Source organism: Allobosea sp. FG18, assembly GCF_057809495.1.
Window position 1 is genome coordinate 158866 of record NZ_JBMDKB010000006.1, and the last position, 14626, is coordinate 173491.

16 protein-coding genes are annotated in these 14626 nt (G+C 67.3%); 5 read left to right on the plus strand and 11 right to left on the minus strand.

Going from position 1 to position 14626, the window contains the following annotated elements; translation table 11 throughout:
- Nucleotides 1-25: 25 nt before the first annotated feature.
- Nucleotides 26-1840, minus strand: a complete 1815-nt coding sequence (locus tag ACODTJ_RS09130) for a S9 family peptidase (RefSeq protein WP_454655397.1) — start codon at nucleotides 1838-1840, stop codon at nucleotides 26-28.
- A 10-nt stretch (nucleotides 1841-1850) separates the two neighbouring features.
- Entirely contained in the window at nucleotides 1851-2828 is a 978-nt protein-coding gene (pip, locus tag ACODTJ_RS09135) for a prolyl aminopeptidase (RefSeq protein ID WP_454655395.1), read from the minus strand.
- A gap of 252 nt (nucleotides 2829-3080) precedes the next feature.
- On the opposite strand from pip, the gene ACODTJ_RS09140 reads away from it, so the two are divergent.
- Both ACODTJ_RS09140 and ACODTJ_RS09145 read left to right on the plus strand, forming a co-directional pair.
- Entirely contained in the window at nucleotides 3081-4124 is a 1044-nt protein-coding gene (locus ACODTJ_RS09140; protein ID WP_454655393.1) for a transporter substrate-binding domain-containing protein, read from the plus strand.
- A 313-nt stretch (nucleotides 4125-4437) separates the two neighbouring features.
- Nucleotides 4438-4956 carry a protein-tyrosine phosphatase family protein gene (locus tag ACODTJ_RS09145; RefSeq protein WP_454655392.1) on the plus strand — a complete coding sequence of 173 codons (519 nt, stop codon included), beginning with the start codon at nucleotides 4438-4440 and terminating at the stop codon, nucleotides 4954-4956.
- Here the strand turns inward: ACODTJ_RS09145 and ACODTJ_RS09150 are convergent.
- From ACODTJ_RS09150 to ACODTJ_RS09160, 3 genes are all read right to left on the minus strand, one after another.
- Nucleotides 4932-5618 (minus strand): GntR family transcriptional regulator, encoded by a 687-nt coding sequence (locus tag ACODTJ_RS09150; RefSeq protein ID WP_454655391.1) that lies wholly within the window; start codon nucleotides 5616-5618, stop codon nucleotides 4932-4934. The two genes, ACODTJ_RS09145 and ACODTJ_RS09150, sit on opposite strands and share 25 nt — an antisense overlap.
- A 75-nt stretch (nucleotides 5619-5693) precedes the next feature.
- On the minus strand, nucleotides 5694-6791 hold the full coding sequence (locus ACODTJ_RS09155) for an amino acid ABC transporter permease (RefSeq protein WP_454655390.1): 1098 nt from the start codon (nucleotides 6789-6791) through the stop codon (nucleotides 5694-5696).
- A 1-nt stretch (nucleotide 6792) separates the two neighbouring features.
- Nucleotides 6793-8055 (minus strand): amino acid ABC transporter permease, encoded by a 1263-nt coding sequence (locus ACODTJ_RS09160; protein ID WP_454655389.1) that lies wholly within the window; start codon nucleotides 8053-8055, stop codon nucleotides 6793-6795.
- 141 nt (nucleotides 8056-8196) lie between these two features.
- On the opposite strand from ACODTJ_RS09160, the gene ACODTJ_RS09165 reads away from it, so the two are divergent.
- Nucleotides 8197-8736 carry a phosphatase domain-containing protein gene (locus tag ACODTJ_RS09165; RefSeq protein ID WP_454655387.1) on the plus strand — a complete coding sequence of 180 codons (540 nt, stop codon included), beginning with the start codon at nucleotides 8197-8199 and terminating at the stop codon, nucleotides 8734-8736.
- Between the two features lie 13 nt (nucleotides 8737-8749).
- On the opposite strand, the gene ACODTJ_RS09170 is transcribed toward ACODTJ_RS09165, so the two are convergent.
- The 3 genes from ACODTJ_RS09170 to ACODTJ_RS09180 form a co-directional block, all read right to left on the minus strand.
- Entirely contained in the window at nucleotides 8750-9070 is a 321-nt protein-coding gene (locus ACODTJ_RS09170; protein ID WP_454655386.1) for a cupredoxin domain-containing protein, read from the minus strand.
- Between the two features lie 10 nt (nucleotides 9071-9080).
- Nucleotides 9081-9605 (minus strand): DUF4142 domain-containing protein, encoded by a 525-nt coding sequence (locus tag ACODTJ_RS09175; RefSeq protein WP_454655384.1) that lies wholly within the window; start codon nucleotides 9603-9605, stop codon nucleotides 9081-9083.
- A gap of 94 nt (nucleotides 9606-9699) precedes the next feature.
- Entirely contained in the window at nucleotides 9700-10398 is a 699-nt protein-coding gene (locus ACODTJ_RS09180) for an RNA polymerase sigma factor (RefSeq protein ID WP_454655382.1), read from the minus strand.
- A 211-nt stretch (nucleotides 10399-10609) separates the two neighbouring features.
- Here ACODTJ_RS09180 and ACODTJ_RS09185 point away from each other — a divergent pair, with 211 nt between their 5' ends.
- Entirely contained in the window at nucleotides 10610-11785 is a 1176-nt protein-coding gene (locus ACODTJ_RS09185) for an amidase (RefSeq protein ID WP_488848276.1), read from the plus strand.
- Nucleotides 11782-12186, plus strand: coding sequence for an AtzH-like domain-containing protein (locus ACODTJ_RS09190; protein ID WP_454655380.1), 405 nt, complete (start codon nucleotides 11782-11784; stop codon nucleotides 12184-12186). The genes ACODTJ_RS09185 and ACODTJ_RS09190 overlap by 4 nt, the downstream gene beginning before the upstream one ends.
- A gap of 15 nt (nucleotides 12187-12201) precedes the next feature.
- Here the strand turns inward: ACODTJ_RS09190 and ACODTJ_RS09195 are convergent, their stop codons facing one another.
- The 3 genes from ACODTJ_RS09195 to aptA all read right to left on the minus strand — a co-directional run bounded on the left by ACODTJ_RS09195 (nucleotide 12202) and on the right by aptA (nucleotide 14540).
- Complete coding sequence (locus ACODTJ_RS09195; protein WP_061970508.1) at nucleotides 12202-12504, minus strand: alkylphosphonate utilization protein; 303 nt, start codon at nucleotides 12502-12504, stop codon at nucleotides 12202-12204.
- A gap of 86 nt (nucleotides 12505-12590) precedes the next feature.
- On the minus strand, nucleotides 12591-13136 hold the full coding sequence (locus ACODTJ_RS09200) for a carboxymuconolactone decarboxylase family protein (protein WP_454655379.1): 546 nt from the start codon (nucleotides 13134-13136) through the stop codon (nucleotides 12591-12593).
- A 54-nt stretch (nucleotides 13137-13190) separates the two neighbouring features.
- Nucleotides 13191-14540: an omega-aminotransferase AptA gene (aptA, locus tag ACODTJ_RS09205; RefSeq protein WP_454655377.1), complete on the minus strand. Its 1350-nt coding sequence runs from the start codon at nucleotides 14538-14540 to the stop codon at nucleotides 13191-13193.
- Nucleotides 14541-14626: the final 86 nt, after the last annotated feature.

The window sequence follows — 14626 nt, forward strand, 5'->3', positions numbered from 1 at the left end:
GCGTCCTTTCAGATGCCGCGGGCGCTCAGAGATGCTCTCGCAGGAAACGGGCCACGCCGCCGAAGACGGTGCGCCGGTTCTCGATCCGGGCGAAGCCATGGCCCTCATGCGGGATGCGGACATATTCGACCGGGCGACCGAGGCCGCGCAGCACCGAATAGACCATCTCGCTTTCGCCCGGTGGCACGCGGGGATCGTCGAAGCCCTGCGCGATGAAGAGCGGCACGCGGATCTGGTCGAGCTTGTGGATCGGCGAGAAGCGGATCAGATTCTCGCGGTCGGCGACCGGATCGCCATATTCCACCGCGCGCAGATAGCGCCGCCACGGCCCGGTCGTCTCCAGCAGCGTCAGGAAATTGGCAATGCCGTAGAACTCGATCCCGACCTTCCACAGCTCCGGCTGCTCGGTCAGCGCCGCCAGCACCATGAAGCCGCCATAGGAGCGGCCATAGACCGCGACGCGATCGTCATTCACGTCGGATTGCTCGCGCAGCCAGAGCCTGACCGCCTTGAGATCGGCGACGCTGTCCATACGCAGATGCTTGTCGTCGAGATGGTGATAGCTGCGGCCATAGCCGGTCGAGCCGCGCACGTTCGGCGCAATCACCATGATGCCCTGGCTCAGGAAGAACTGCAGGTCGGCCCGGAAGATCGGGGTCCACTGCGCCTCCGGCCCGCCATGCACCACGACCACCGCCGGATAGCCACCTTCCGGCGCCTTGCCGCGCGGCCGGTAGACGAAGAACGGCACTTCGAGCCCGTCGAAGCTCTTGGTGCTCGCGACCGTCGGCTCGACGAAGCTGGACTGATCGAGCCCGGCCTTCGAGGCATCGGTCAGGCGCTTCACCTGCTTCGAGGCGATGTCGAAACGCCAGATATCCGGCGACGAAGTCGAGCCGTCGAGCGGGAAGACAAGCCCGGAACCATCCGGCAGCCAGGCGACGGACCCGACCGAGCCGGCCGGAAACCCTTCGACCTCGAACTCGGCTCCGCCGGCGATATCGCGCACGAAGACGCGGTTCCAGCCACGATCATTCGCGACATAGGCGAGGCGGTTCTGGTCCGGCGCCAGCGCCACCGCCTCGATATCCTGTCCGTCGCGCGCGACGATCCAGCTCAGCGTGCCGTCAGTCGCCGAGCGGAAGGCGACGCTCAGAAACTCGCGGCCCTGGTCGGTGATCGAGAAGAAGCCGCTGCCATCCTTCTTCATCCGGTTCGCGGCATAGCGGGCCCGGCCCTCATGCGGCAGCAGAGCTTCGCGCGCCCCGCTTTCGAGATCGAGCCGGTAGAGGTCCTGATCGTTCATCGCATGGGTGGCATCGGCGACCAGCAGCGAGCACCCGTCCGGGAAGAAGGCCACCGCCTCACGATAGCCATTGCCCTCGAACACGCGCCGCGCCGCCCGCGTCGCCATGTCCATCACATAGATGTCCATATGCTCGCGGTCGCGTGCGTTCGATGCGAAGGCGATGCGCTGTCCGTCCGGCGCCCAGCAGCCCCAGACATGGACCACGGTCGGATCATCGGTCAGCGGCTGCGGCACGCCGGAGGCGCCCGGCACGAGCCAGAGCTGATGCCGCTCGTCGCCGCCGCAATCCATCGTGAAGAGCAGGTCGCGATTCTTCGGGTTGAAGGCGATCGCGCCGACCGGCTCCGGCATGTCGGTCAGGCGCCAGGGCGCACCGCCGGCGAGCGGCCGGAGCCAGATCTGGTGCGTGCCGCTCTCGTCGCTGAGATAGGCGAGGAGCTCGCCATCCGGCGCGACCGCCGGGTTCTTGGCACTGCGGATTTCGAGATATGGCTCGATGCCCAGACGAATCTGGCTGGCGGCTTCGTACATGATGGTTCCTTCAGGCCGCGAGGGCCGGCATGGAATCACGCAGGCGATCGGTCGCGTCGCGCAGGGCGAACGACAGGGCCGGCGCGTTCGGCGTCGCAGCGTGGTTGGCCTCGGTCACGATGGTGAAGCGCGCCTCGGGCCAGGCCGTCTTCAGGCGCCAGGCCGTGCACATCGGCGTCACGATGTCGTAGCGCCCCTGCACGATCTCGGCAGGCAGATGCCGGATGCGCGAGACGTCGCGCAGCAACTGGCCGGGCTGGAGAAAGGCGCCGTTGACGCAGTAATGCGTGAAGATGCGGGCCAGCGCGAGCGCGGCATCCGGCTCAGTCAGGGCCGCGACATGCTCGGCATCGGGCAGGAAGGTCTGCGTGTTCCCCGAGAAGGTGCGCAAGGCGACCGCAGCCGCGAGCTGCTGCTCGCGATCGGGGCCGGTAAGCCGGCGGTAATAGGCGGCGAGCAGGTCGCCGCGCTCCGCCTCCGGCACGAAATTGGCGAAGGTCTCCCAATGGTCCGGGAAGATCGTGCGCGAGCCGTGGAACCACCAGTCGATCTCGGCACGCTCGGCCATGAAGATGCCGTGCAGGCGGAAGCCGAGGCAGCGCTCGGGATGGGCCTGTCCATAGGCAAGGCCGAGGCAGCTCCCCCAGGAGCCGCCCGTGACCAGCCAACGGTCGATGCCGAGATGTTCGCGGATGCGCTCGAGATCGGCGATCAGCGCCTGCGTGGTATTGCCGGCGAGTTCCGCCAGAGGGCTGGAGCGCCCTGCCCCGCGCTGGTCGAAGGTGACGATCCGGAAGGCGGACGGGTCGAAGGTCTTGCGCTGCGCGGGCTTGGTGCCGCCGCCGGGCCCGCCATGCAGGAACACCACGGGGATACCGTCGGGATTGCCGCTGAGATCGACATGAAGCTCATGTCCGTCGCCGACCGGCAGGCGCAGGGACTCGTAGGGTTCAACCGCCTCGTAGAGGGCGTTCTGGTCGTCTGACACACCGGGCTCCGCCGAACCGGAGCGTCGGAGCGCTCCCTGGATACCGGCAGGATGGCATGCCCGAACGGCTGCTGGCTAATGCATTCGGAGCGCATTGTTATGACGCCGCGGAATAGATTGGCCGATCCGTGGAATCTTGGCGATTCTCGGAGAAGGACGCGGGAGCCGCAACCCCCAATCGTTTGACGTATGTCTGCGTTGCTGTATACAGCTCCATAGCTCGATAGCGATCGAGAACGGGAGGAGATCGGGATGGCATTCAGCATCGTTCGTGCGGCCCTGGCCGCGGCAACCCTGACCATGATCGCGCCGGCGGCACAGGCCGGGCCGGTGCTCGACAAGGTCAAGGAAGACGGCAAGATCATCTGTCTGGTGAACCCGAATTCGCCCGGCTTCTCGGTTCCCGACAGCGCTGGCCGCTTCCAGGGCTTCAATGTCGAGTTCTGCCGCATGGCTGCCGTCGCGATCTTCGGCGACGCTGCCAAGGCGGAATTGCGCGGCATCGGCTTCTCCGACAGCCTGAAGGCGATCATCAGCGGCAGCGCCCATATCGCCTCGCGCGGCATCACCGCGACCGGCACGCGCGACGCCGATCCCGGCGTCTCCTTCGTCACCACCACCTTCTATGACGGCCAGGGCTTCATGGTGCCCAAGAGCCTCGGCATGACCAAGCTCGCCGACCTCTCGGGCGCGACCGTCTGCGCCGAGGAGGGCTCGACCACCCTGCTCTATCTCGCCGACTGGTTCGGGGAAGCGAAGCTGCCCTACAAGGTCGAGAACATCGCCGACAAGACCGCCCGGCTCCAGGCCTTCTTCTCCGGCAAATGCGACGCCGTCGCGAGCTCGGTCTCGGCCTTGGCCGCCGACCGCCTGCTGGCGCCGAAGCCGGACGACTACGTGCTGGTTCCCCAGCGCTCGGCGACCGAGCCGCTGGCGCTCGTCTCCCGTCCCGATACCGAGCTGGAGAAGACGCTGTTCTGGGGCGTGCAGATCATGGTCGCCGCCGAGGAGTTCGGCCTGACGTCCAAGAACATCGAAGCCAAGCTCGCCGCGCTCAAGGACATGCCCGTCGATGCCCAGCGCCTGATCGCGCCGAACGGCCCGACCGCCGACATGGCCAAGAAGCTCGGCCTGCGCCCGGACTGGGCCTTCCAGATCATCAAGCAGGTCGGCAATTACGGCGAGGTCTTCGAGAAGCATATCGGCAAGGCCTCGCCGCTGGCGATGGACCGCGCCCAGTCGCCGAACCGCCTCGCCCGCGACGGCGGCCTGATCTTCTCCTATCCGGTTCGGTAAAGCCCACGACCGGGATGCCTGAACAAGCCCTTCCGGAGCGATCCGGAAGGGCTTTTTTGGCTTTGAAGGACCCTGTCGCTCCCCGTCATTGCGAGCGCAGCGAAGCAATCCAGGAGGACTGGGCTGAAGCGTTCGACCCAGCCCCCCTGGATTGCTTCGTCGCTTCGCTCCTCGCAATGACGGCTGTGTCAGAGCGAACCGGCCCAACCGGTCAGCCTGCCTTTCGACAGTGGACACCCCCCTCGCCAATCCGCTTCATGATCGCGATGAGCACCGCATCTCCCGATGGCGGGATTGCCGGGCGGAGGGACGCATGGCTGAGGGGATTGCCTGGATCGAACCGCCGGGCCAGGTCGGCGCGATCGGCATGCTGCCGCTGCCCGGTCTCGTCATCGCCCGGCGCGGCGAACGCTTCGTCGACGGCGCCTTGCAGGAGGAGGTGCTGGACGCGCTCGCTGCCCGGCAGACGGCCTTTCTGGTGGTCCTGCTCGATGACGGCGAATGCGATCCCGACGAGATCGAGGACCTGCGCCACGCCGCCGAAGCGCGATCGATCGCCCTGCTCCGCGCGCCGATCGCGGATTTCTCGGCGCCCGACCAGCGGCTCGACTGGCCGGCTCTGATCGAACGCCTCGCCGGTGAGCTACGGCATGGGCACCGCATCGCCTTCTGCTGCCTTGCCGGCTATGGCCGCTCCGGCATGATGGCGGCACGGCTGCTGATCGCGACCGCCTCAACCGCGGAGGACGCCATCACCGCGGTGCGGAGCGCACGTCCCGGAGCCATCGAGAGCGAGGAGCAGGTCGCTTACCTGCTATCCTGCGCCCCATAGCGCGCCAGCATCCGCTCGAGATGCGCCGCATGCAGCCGGAACAGCTCCGGAGCCGACATGCCAGCGGATTGCCCGACCACTGCCGCGATCTCCTCGACCAGCAACGCATGCATCGCCGCGGGCTCGCGCTTCAGCCAGTCGATCCAGCTGCGCGCAGTGCGGAAGAAGATGGTATCGTCCATCTGCCGAAGCGCCTCGTCGCCGATCAGGGCGTTGCGGACCTCGTGATGCGTCCGCCAGACATCCCAGGCTTCCTTCAGCGAGGAATCCGGCTTCAGCAAACCGGCCAGAGCCTGCAACCGCGCATAGTCGGAGCCGAGCGTCGAGGGTAACTGGAGCGGAATCAGGTCGGCGATCAGGCGCGTCAGACCGATGCGGAAGCGCAGCATGTCCGCCGATTGCGGGCCGACATAGGAGACGATCGTGCCGACGCCGTTGCGGGTCTCGGCGAGTTGCTCGTAAACCAGCCGCTGCAGCACCTGCCGGATCGGCGTGCGGCTGACACGGAATTCGGTCGCCAGCGCCGTCTCGTGGATGACATGGCCTTCGTCGTACTCGCGCAGGCAGATGCGATCGCGCACGATCTCGAAGATCACGTCATTGCGCGAACGAACCAGCTGGCGCAGCTGGCGCGTATCCGAACCGGCGATATCGACCGTCATCGTCTCTCTTCCTGCCTGCCTTGTGCTTAGAGCATCGCTCGCAAGGCTGGCCAATTCTTTTGTCGATGGCCGCGGTCAGTGCGCCTTGACGGCGCCATGGCCCAACCGCCGGGCGCGCTCGGAAATCAGCCAGCAGCTAATGAAGTAAAACAGGCCGATCGCCAGGTTCGCCTCCAGCGAATAGGCCTGCCATTGCGGGTCGGCATAGGCCATGCGCGCCGTCGAGAGCAGGTCATGCATGCCGACGATCGCGACGAGCGAGGTATCCTTGAAGCTGCCGATGATCGAATTGGTGATGCCGGGGATAGCGGTACGCAGCGCCTGCGGCAGCACGATCAGCCGGATGCGCTGCGCCGACGAGAGGCCGAGGCTCGCCGCCGCTTCGGTCTGGCCCTTCGGCAAGGCCTGCAAGCCACCCCGCACGTCCTCGGCGAAATACGCCGCATAGAACAGGGTGAGCACGATCAGGATCGCCGCGACCGGCTCGATCGCCGCACCACGCGACAGGAGCAGCGGCAGGATGAAGATGCCGGCGAACAGCACCGCGACCATCGGGACCGCCCGGACGGCCTCGATATAGCCCACGGCGAACAGGGCCAGCCCGCGCTGGCCCGACCAGCGCGCCAGCGCCAGCACGACACCCAGCGGAAAGGCCGCGGCCATGCTGAAGGCCGAGAGGAACAGGATCAGCGGCAGGCCATTCCAACGATGCGATTCCACCACCGGAAGACCGGCGACGCCGCCGCGCAGCAGCAGATAGGCGCAAGCGCCGGAGACCACCACGAGCACGGCCCGGCCAGCGACGCCGATCGGCGCCTTCGCGAAGGCAAGGATGGCCGCGATCATCATGGCGCTGGCGAGATAGGCGCGCCAGCGCTCGGGCTCGGGATAGGTCCCGGTCAGGACGAGATGGACCTTCTCGCGCAGGAAGGCCCAGCAGGCGCCGCTCGCCGCCGCGCATTCGGCCCGGCTGCCGGAGAAGGGCACGGCATCGACCACGCCCCAGCTCAGCGCCTTCGCGACGAAAGCCACGACCCCGTACAGGACCAGGCCCGTGAGCAACGTGTTCCACCAACTCGAAAACAGGTTCGACCGCAGCCAGCGACCGGCCGCAACGAGGCGGCGGCTCTGCGGCGGACCGGCAACGGGGGTTGTCTCGGCGAGCGTGGTCATCTCAGCGCCCCCTGATGCGGAAGACATGGTTGCACCAGTTGACCCCGGCCGAGATCACGAGGTTCGCGATCAGGAAGAACAGCGCGACCAGCGTCATCAATTCGATCGGCCGAAAGGTCTGGTTCACCGAGGTACTGACCACACTGAGCAGATCGGAATACCCGATCGCCAGCGCGATCGAGGTGTTCTTCAGCAGGTTGGAATACTGGTTGCCGAGCGGCGGTGTGATGACACGCAGCGCCTGCGGCAGCACGATCAGGCGCATCGTCCGCAGGCGGCTGAGGCCCAGCGCCAGCGCCGCCTCGTGCTGGCCGCGCGAGGTCGCCAGGATGCCGCCCTCGACGATCGCGCCGATCTGCCCGCCATGATAGACCGAGAGCGCCAGAACGAGCGCGGCGAATTGCAGGGAGAGCCCGATGCCGCCGCTGACATTGAAGCCGGTCAGCTTCGGCAGCGACCAGCCGATCTCCACCAGCCCCGACAGGGAGAGCCCGGCATAAAGCGCGAGCCCCGCCGTCAGCACCGGCAGCGCAACCGGCCGACGCTGGCCGGTCACGTCCTGGTGGCGTTTCACGGCTCGCGCCCAGAACACCCAGCCGATGAGCCAGAGGCAAGCCGCCAGCGCCAAGGCGAACCCGCCATGCCCGATCACCGGCGACGGCAGGGCGAGCCCGCGATTGCTCAGCATGGCGCCGAACGGGCCGGTCCAGGCCGCCTTGATATGTGGCAGGCCGCGGACCAGCGCGACATAGAGCGCGATCACGATCAGGAGCTTCGGCAGGTTGCGTAGCAACTCGACATAGAGCCGCGCGAGATTGCGCACGAGCCAGTTCGCGCTGGTCATGGCGATTCCGACGACGAGGCCGATCACGCTCGCCAGCACCAGCGTCACCGCCGCGGCAAGGAGCGTGTTCAGGATGCCGACGAGCAGCACATAGGCATAGGTATCGCGCGGGGAATAGGCGATCAGGCTCTCGCTGACATCGAAGCCGGCCTGCTGCCAGAGGAAGGAGAAATCGATCTCCATCCCGGCCGCCGCGAGATTGGCCGAGACGTTCCGCGCGCCCAGCACACCCACACCGACGAGCCCGAGCAGGACGACGAGCGGCCAGACCAGCCCTTCCAGGCGCTCGCGCAAAGGCGCACCCGGAGGCGGCGGGCTCGGCGGCTTGAGCGCGCCGGCCGCAAAGGCCTGGCCGCCTGGCGCCGTGCCGACGGTGCTGGCTGGGTCTTGGGTGGACAGCATGATGATATAGCTGTACACAGCTATATCATCATGTCAATCAGCGAGCCCTCTGACCTGCCCGTGCGACGCGAATACCGTTTCGCGTGAAAACGACGCGACAGGTAGAATGCTCCGCCCTTCCGCCCTCTGGAGGATTGTTTGCACAGCCCTGCGCCTTCCGTGTCCCGTCTCGACCTGTCCGGCTTCGCCGGCGCGCTGCTGCTCGGCCCCTGCCCCGGCCGGCGCAAGGAGACGCTCGATGATGCAGCCTCGCAGGCGGCGCTGACGGAAGATCTGACGCGGCTCGCAGGCTTGGGCGCGACAGGCCTGCTCAGCCTTGTGGAAACCAAGGAACTGCCCCGCGGCCTCGACGGCTTCGCCGCCGCCGTCCGGGCGGCAGGACTGAAATGGACCCATCTCCCCATCCCCGACTACGGCGTGCCGGATACGGGCTTCATCGCCGGCTGGCGCGAACTCGATCTCTCGCGCCGCCTCCGCGAAGGCGAGAGCTGGGCGATCCATTGCCGGGCCGGCCTCGGGCGCACCGGCACCGTCGCCGCGCTGTTGCTGGTCGAGAACGGCGCGGGCGCCGCCGAAGCCATCGCGCTGATCCGCCGCGAGCATGATGCGGCCGCGGTCGAGACCGAGGCCCAGGCCGATTTCCTGATCGCACGGGAACAGAGCGCGCTCCAGCCTCCCATCGCCCGAAGCGCACCCTGAACCCGCATCACCGTCACGGGGCCGAGACGGTGATGCGACCCTTCATGTTGGGATGGAAGCGGCAGTAATAGTCGATCGCCTCCGCCTTCTGGAGCGTCACCCGGACGGTCTTCTTGACGGGGATCATCACCTCCATACCGCCCTTCACTGTGGCGGTATGGGCGAGGATGTCCCGGTTGATCCATTCGATGGTGTCGCCGACCTTCGCGCTGACCTCCGCCGGGGTGAAGACCAGCTTGTCGACCATCACCTGAATGGTCTCCGCCCGCACCGGGACGGAAGTCGCTGCCAGCATCGCCGCTGCGGCCGTCGCGAGGGCATGTTCCGCGCGCATGGCGCCGCCCTCACCGCAGCTCGGCGGCGACATGCACCGCATGCTGCTGATGGCCCTGGAAGATCTTCAGCCCCGTCTCGAGCAGCCCCTTGAGCTCGGAATTGCTCGCCGACGGGATCAGCAGGGCCTGTAATGCCCCGTTCACCTGCTGGTGGAAGGCGACTTCATTGGCGACATAGGCCTTGTCGAAAGCCGCGCCGCGCAGCTTGGCGAGCGCTGCCTTGGTCTTGCCGGCGGCATCGGAGAGGGCCCGACTCGTCGCATTGTCCTCCGGCTTGACGTTGAGCTTGCCGACGAGGGCGAGCGCCTGCTTGTTGACGGCCTCGTGGTCGCGCAGCATGTCCTTGGCGAAGGACACGACCACCTTGTTCCGTGATTTCGCGATGGCCTGCTTCGCCGCCGCGACGTCGATCGCGCCCGCCGTATAGGCGATATGGGCGATCTGCGGGTCGGTCGGCTTGTCGGCAGCCTGCGCTGCGGTCGCCACTCCCAGCAATGCCAGGACAAGGGCGAGACTATACTTGCGAACGGACATGACTCCTCCTTCTTCCGGCCGCGGGAGCGGATCGGAACGCTTTGTTTCATCGACGCTTATTGGATGCCGGAGCGGCCGAAACGTTCCCGGAATCTCAGCCGGAAAACCCAAGTCTTTGCATCACGGCAGCGGTCAGGCGCTCGCAGCGCCGGCCGGCAAAGGGGAAGGCATCGAGCAGGACCGGGCCGATCTGCTGCTCCAGCTCCTTGTGCAGCAGCAGCCTCGCCCGGTGCAGCCGGGTCTTGACCGTCTCCGGCCGGATGCCGAGCAGCACGGCCGTTTCCTCGACGCTGCGTCCCTCGATCACCCGCGCCATGAACGCGCCGCGATAGACATCCGGGAGATTGTCGGTCGCGCGCTCGACCAGTTGCAGGATCTGCCGCTGCGCCATTGTTCGCTCCGGGTCGTCGTCGCTGGTGCTGCCGGGAAACGGGATGATCTGCGCCGGGATGCCCGGGTCCTCCGCGCGCAACGCCTGGGCCGCCCGCTTCTTCCGGCGCAGGCGGCCCAGCGCCTCGTTCAGCGTGATACGCGACAGCCAGGTCGACAGCGTCGCCTCGCCGCGAAAGCTGCCGAGATGGCTGAAGGCCCTGACATAGGCCTCCTGCACCACATCCTCGGCCTCGCTGTCGTTGCGGATCACAGCCCGCGCGATGCGATAGAGCGCCTGGTTATGCGTCGTCATGATCGTGCGGAAGGCCTGCGGATCGCCCGCGCTCGCGCGGCGGGCGAGGTCGAGATCATCAGCCGAGGCGGAAGCCGCATCGCGGACGAGGGTCGGAATGGATGGCATGATCTGTCCTCCTGCCCGCATCGGATGACCGAGGCCGCAAAAGGTTCCCGATGATCGGCCGCAGGACAAGCTGGCAAGCGGCCGTTTGCAGCGGCGACGAACCTGATAGGCTGCCAACCGAACGATAGGCCGAACACCACGAAGGACGAAAAGCCGTGCCGATGCCGACCCGCCCGACCGCCCCAGGCGAAACACGATCGCCGCGGCCGTGATGGAGGGTCGCATCAACGCCTTCGTGCCCGGCCCGCGCATCCGCATCCCCGGCCGATCCGGCGGGCCGCTCTCGGGCCTGACCTTCGCCGTCAAGGACCTGTTCGACGTCGCGGGCGCGCCGACCGGTGGTGGCAACCATGACTGGGCCAAAGCCAATCCGATTCCGGACCGCCATGCCTGGGCGGTGCAGACCTTGCTCGATGCCGGCGCCGAGCTCGTCGGCAAGACCATCACCGACGAGGTCTCGCTCGGCATCCTCGGCGAGAACGCCTTCGACGGCACGCCGCTGAACACGGCGGCCCCTGATCGCGTGCCGGGCGGCTCTTCCTCCGGCTCGGCCGCAGCCGTCGCCGCCGGGCTCTGCGACACCGCCTTGGGCACCGATACCGGCGGCTCGATGCGCGTGCCCGGCAGCTTCTGCGGCCTCTACAGCATCCGGCCGACCCATGGCCGGATCGACCTGACCGGACTGATGCCGCAGGCGCCGAGTTCGGACACGGCCGGCTGGTTTACCCGCGACGCAGCGACCTTCGCCCGTGTCGGCGCGGCGCTGCTCGGCGAGGCGCCCGGCCCGTTGCCGACCAAGCTGCTCGTCGCCGTCGACGCCTTCGGCTTCGCCGACCCGGAGGTCGCAGAGGCCCTTCAGCCGATGGTCGAGCGGCTCGCCGGCGCGCTGGGTACCACCCCGCGCGACGAGATCATGGCGCCGCAGGGCCTGTCGGTCTGGGCGCGAGCGCAGCGCAGCCTCCAGCCGGTCGAGGCCTGGCAGACCTTCCGCCCCTGGATCGAGCGCGACAATCCGCGCATGGCCTTCACCGTCGCGGCCGGCCTGATCGCCGGCTCACAGGTGCCCGTCGCCGAGCAGAACTGGGCCGCCCTGATGCGCGAGGAGGCCCGCGCCAGACTGCGCCACCTGCTGCCGGCAGGCACGATCCTGTGCCTGCCGACGACGCCTTTCCCGGCTCCATTACGCGGTTTGCCGGTGCCGTTGCTTCGACCGATACGGGACCGCATCACCTGCCTTTGCGCACAGGGCGGGCTCACCGGCCATCCGCAGGTCAACCTGCCCGGCGCTTACGTCGACGGCGCGCCCGTCGGCTTGTCCATCATCGGCGGGCGCAGCACGGATGCCAGCCTCATCGCCGTCGCACAGGCCATGGAGGCCGCATCATGACCGACCTGACCCCGAACATTCCCGACGTGGTGGCCGAGATCAGCGCCCTGTTCGAGGCTTACGAGCAGGCGCTGATCGACAAGAATGTCGACGTGCTCGACGCCGCCTTCTGGAACAGCCCGCACACGATCCGCTACGCGCTGCACGAGAACGGCTACGGCTTCAAGGAAATCCACGGCCACCGCGTCGCCCGCCCGCCCGGGCCGGGGATCAAAGAGAAGCGGATTCGGCTGGAGATCCTGACGCTGGGACGCGACATCGCCACGGTGAACCTGGAGTTCAAGGTGCGCGGGCGCGACGTGATCGGCCGGCAGAGCCAGAGCTGGGTGCGCTTTCCGGATCTGGGCTGGAAGGTGGTCTCCGCCCATGTCTCGACGATGGAGGGGCCGCGCCTCTGGTAGGCACGGCCCGAAACCTCAACGCTTGCGGACGAACTCCGTCCGCAACACGAGGCCCTTGATCGTGTCGTGGCGGCAGTCGATCTCCTCGACATTCTCGGTCAGGCGGATCGAACGAATGACCGTGCCCTGCTTCAGGGTCTGGTTCGCGCCCTTCACCTTGAGGTCCTTGACCAGGACCACGGAATCGCCGTCGGCAAGCACATTGCCAGCGGCATCGCGCACGACTGGCGCCGCGGCAGCTGCGGCGGCCTGCTTCACTTCCGAGGCCGGGCGCCATTCCCCGGTCGCCTCGTCATAGATGTAATCGTCGTCGGACATGTCTTTCCCGTGTTGCGGCCGGGCACTCGCCATCGGCCCGATCCGGCGGGGTTACACGATGCCCGGCGACTTCGCCAAATCGAAGGCTAAACGGTGCCCAGCGGCTTCTCGGCCATCTCGGTCGCAACGCCAGCGTCGATCGGCGTCTCATAGGTCATCAGCATGTAGCCGAGCACCGAGTAGAAGCCGACCGTGGCGATCAGGTCGAACACCGCCTCGCGCCCGATCACGGTGGCGAGTTCGGCTTCCTGCGCAAGCGACAGCCGCTTGTCGTCGAAGAGCGCATCGACCGCCCGCACGATCAGCCCGTCCTCACCTTCCGGCTCGCCACGCAGGGCGGCGATACGGGCGTCGCTCATCCCAAGCACCCGCGCCCGGCTGACATGATGCGCCCATTCATAGGGCGAGCCCATGCGATGGGCCGCGCGCAGGATCACCACCTCCGAGCGCACCGGCCCGAGCGCGCTGTCCTTGACGACATGCTGGCGAAGCGGCGCCCAGGCCTTCAGCAAGGCCGGGTGATGCGCCATCGTCCGGTAGACATTGAGCGCGCCGGCAAAGCCGGTCTTCATCTCGGCGATCGATTCGGGCCAGTCAGCATCGCTGATCGGCGGGCAGGGAGAGGTCGTCATCGGCGGTCTCGCGGAGGTCAGGACACGAGACCTGTAGCACAGAGCGGAGCGCCGTCAGGCCACCCGCTTCAGCGCGCCACGCAGCGTCTCGACCATCTCGCCGATCTGACCCTCCTCGACGATCAGTGGCGGCGACAGCGCGATGATATCCCCGGTGACGCGGATCAGCAGGCCCTTCTCGAAGCAGTCGACAAAGACCTCATAGGCACGGGCACCAGCAGCGCCGTCGCGCGATGCGAGCTCGATGCCGGCGACGAGGCCGAGATTGCGGATGTCGATCACATGCGGGGCATCGCGCAGCGAATGCATCGCGCTTTCCCAAGCCGGCGCCAGCGTCGCCGCCCGCGTCAGCAGCCCTTCGGCCGCATAGATGTCGAGCGTGGCGATACCCGCTGCGCAGGCGACCGGATGGCCGGAATAGGTATAGCCGTGGAACAGCTCGATCATCCCCTCCGGCCCGGTCATCAGGCCGTCATGCACCTTGCGGCTGGCGAAGACCGCGCCCATTGGCACCGCGCCGTTGGTCAGGCCCTTGGCGGTGGTCATCAGGTCCGGCATCACCCCGAAATAATCGGCGGCGAAAGGCGTGCCGAGACGGCCGAAGCCGGTGATGACCTCGTCGAAGATCAAGAGGATGCCGTGCTTGGTCGCGATCTCGCGCAGGCGCTGCAGATAGCCCTTCGGCGGCAGCAGCACGCCGGTGGAGCCTGCCATCGGCTCGACGATCACGGCCGCGATCGTCTCCGCGCCATGCAGCGCGACCAGCCGCTCGAGATCGTCGGCAAGCTCGGCGCCATGCTCCGGCAGGCCGCGGGTGAAGGCGTTGCGGGCGGGATCATGGGTGTGGCGCAGATGGTCGGTGCCCGGCAGCTGCGGGAAGACGCGGCGATTGTTGACGAGGCCGCCGACCGAGATGCCGCCGAAGCCGACACCGTGATAGCCACGCTCCCGCCCGATCAGGCGGGTCCGCGTGCCCTGGCCGATGGCGCGCTGATAGGCCACCGCGATCTTGAGCGCTGTATCGACCGATTCCGAACCCGAGCCGGTGAAGAAGACGCGGTCGAGCTTGTTCGCGCCCTCCCCCGGCGCGATGGCGGCAAGCCGCTCTGCGAAATCGAACACGATGGGGTGGCCCATCTGGAAGGCCGGTGCGAAATCGAGCTCGGCGATCTGGTGCGAGACGGCCTCGCTGATCTGCCGCCGACCATGCCCGGCATTGCAGCACCAAAGCCCGGCCGTGCCATCCATCACCTTGCGGCCGTCCTCGGTGGCGTAATGCATGCCGCTGGCGCTGGCGAGCAGGCGCGGTGCCTGCTTGAACTGGCGGTTCGCGGTGAAAGGCATCCAGAAGGCGTCGAGCGAACGGGCATTCTGCAGCGCGGACGGCTTGGTGTTGACGGTCATGACGGCCTCCCTGTGTGGCTCGTCAGTGCTCATGTTTTTATCAACGCAACAAGTCTGTTTCAGCATCGCCATAATCCGTTGAAAAA

Bases quoted from the DNA above. Each gene is read 5' to 3' on its own strand.
- ACODTJ_RS09170 (WP_454655386.1), bottom strand. From the start codon at position 9,070: ATGCGCGCGGAACATGCCCTCGCGACGGCCGCAGCGGCGATGCTGGCA.
- ACODTJ_RS09175 (WP_454655384.1), bottom strand. From the start codon at position 9,605: ATGTCCGTTCGCAAGTATAGTCTCGCCCTTGTCCTGGCATTGCTGGGA.
- ACODTJ_RS09200 (WP_454655379.1), bottom strand. From the start codon at position 13,136: ATGACGACCTCTCCCTGCCCGCCGATCAGCGATGCTGACTGGCCCGAA.
- ACODTJ_RS09130 (WP_454655397.1), bottom strand. From the start codon at position 1,840: ATGTACGAAGCCGCCAGCCAGATTCGTCTGGGCATCGAGCCATATCTC.
- ACODTJ_RS09190 (WP_454655380.1), top strand. From the start codon at position 11,782: ATGACCGACCTGACCCCGAACATTCCCGACGTGGTGGCCGAGATCAGC.
- ACODTJ_RS09150 (WP_454655391.1), bottom strand. From the start codon at position 5,618: ATGACGGTCGATATCGCCGGTTCGGATACGCGCCAGCTGCGCCAGCTG.
- ACODTJ_RS09195 (WP_061970508.1), bottom strand. From the start codon at position 12,504: ATGTCCGACGACGATTACATCTATGACGAGGCGACCGGGGAATGGCGC.
- ACODTJ_RS09180 (WP_454655382.1), bottom strand. From the start codon at position 10,398: ATGCCATCCATTCCGACCCTCGTCCGCGATGCGGCTTCCGCCTCGGCT.
- aptA (WP_454655377.1), bottom strand. From the start codon at position 14,540: ATGACCGTCAACACCAAGCCGTCCGCGCTGCAGAATGCCCGTTCGCTC.
- ACODTJ_RS09185 (WP_488848276.1), top strand. From the start codon at position 10,610: ATGGAGGGTCGCATCAACGCCTTCGTGCCCGGCCCGCGCATCCGCATC.
- ACODTJ_RS09145 (WP_454655392.1), top strand. From the start codon at position 4,438: ATGGCTGAGGGGATTGCCTGGATCGAACCGCCGGGCCAGGTCGGCGCG.
- ACODTJ_RS09140 (WP_454655393.1), top strand. From the start codon at position 3,081: ATGGCATTCAGCATCGTTCGTGCGGCCCTGGCCGCGGCAACCCTGACC.
- ACODTJ_RS09155 (WP_454655390.1), bottom strand. From the start codon at position 6,791: ATGACCACGCTCGCCGAGACAACCCCCGTTGCCGGTCCGCCGCAGAGC.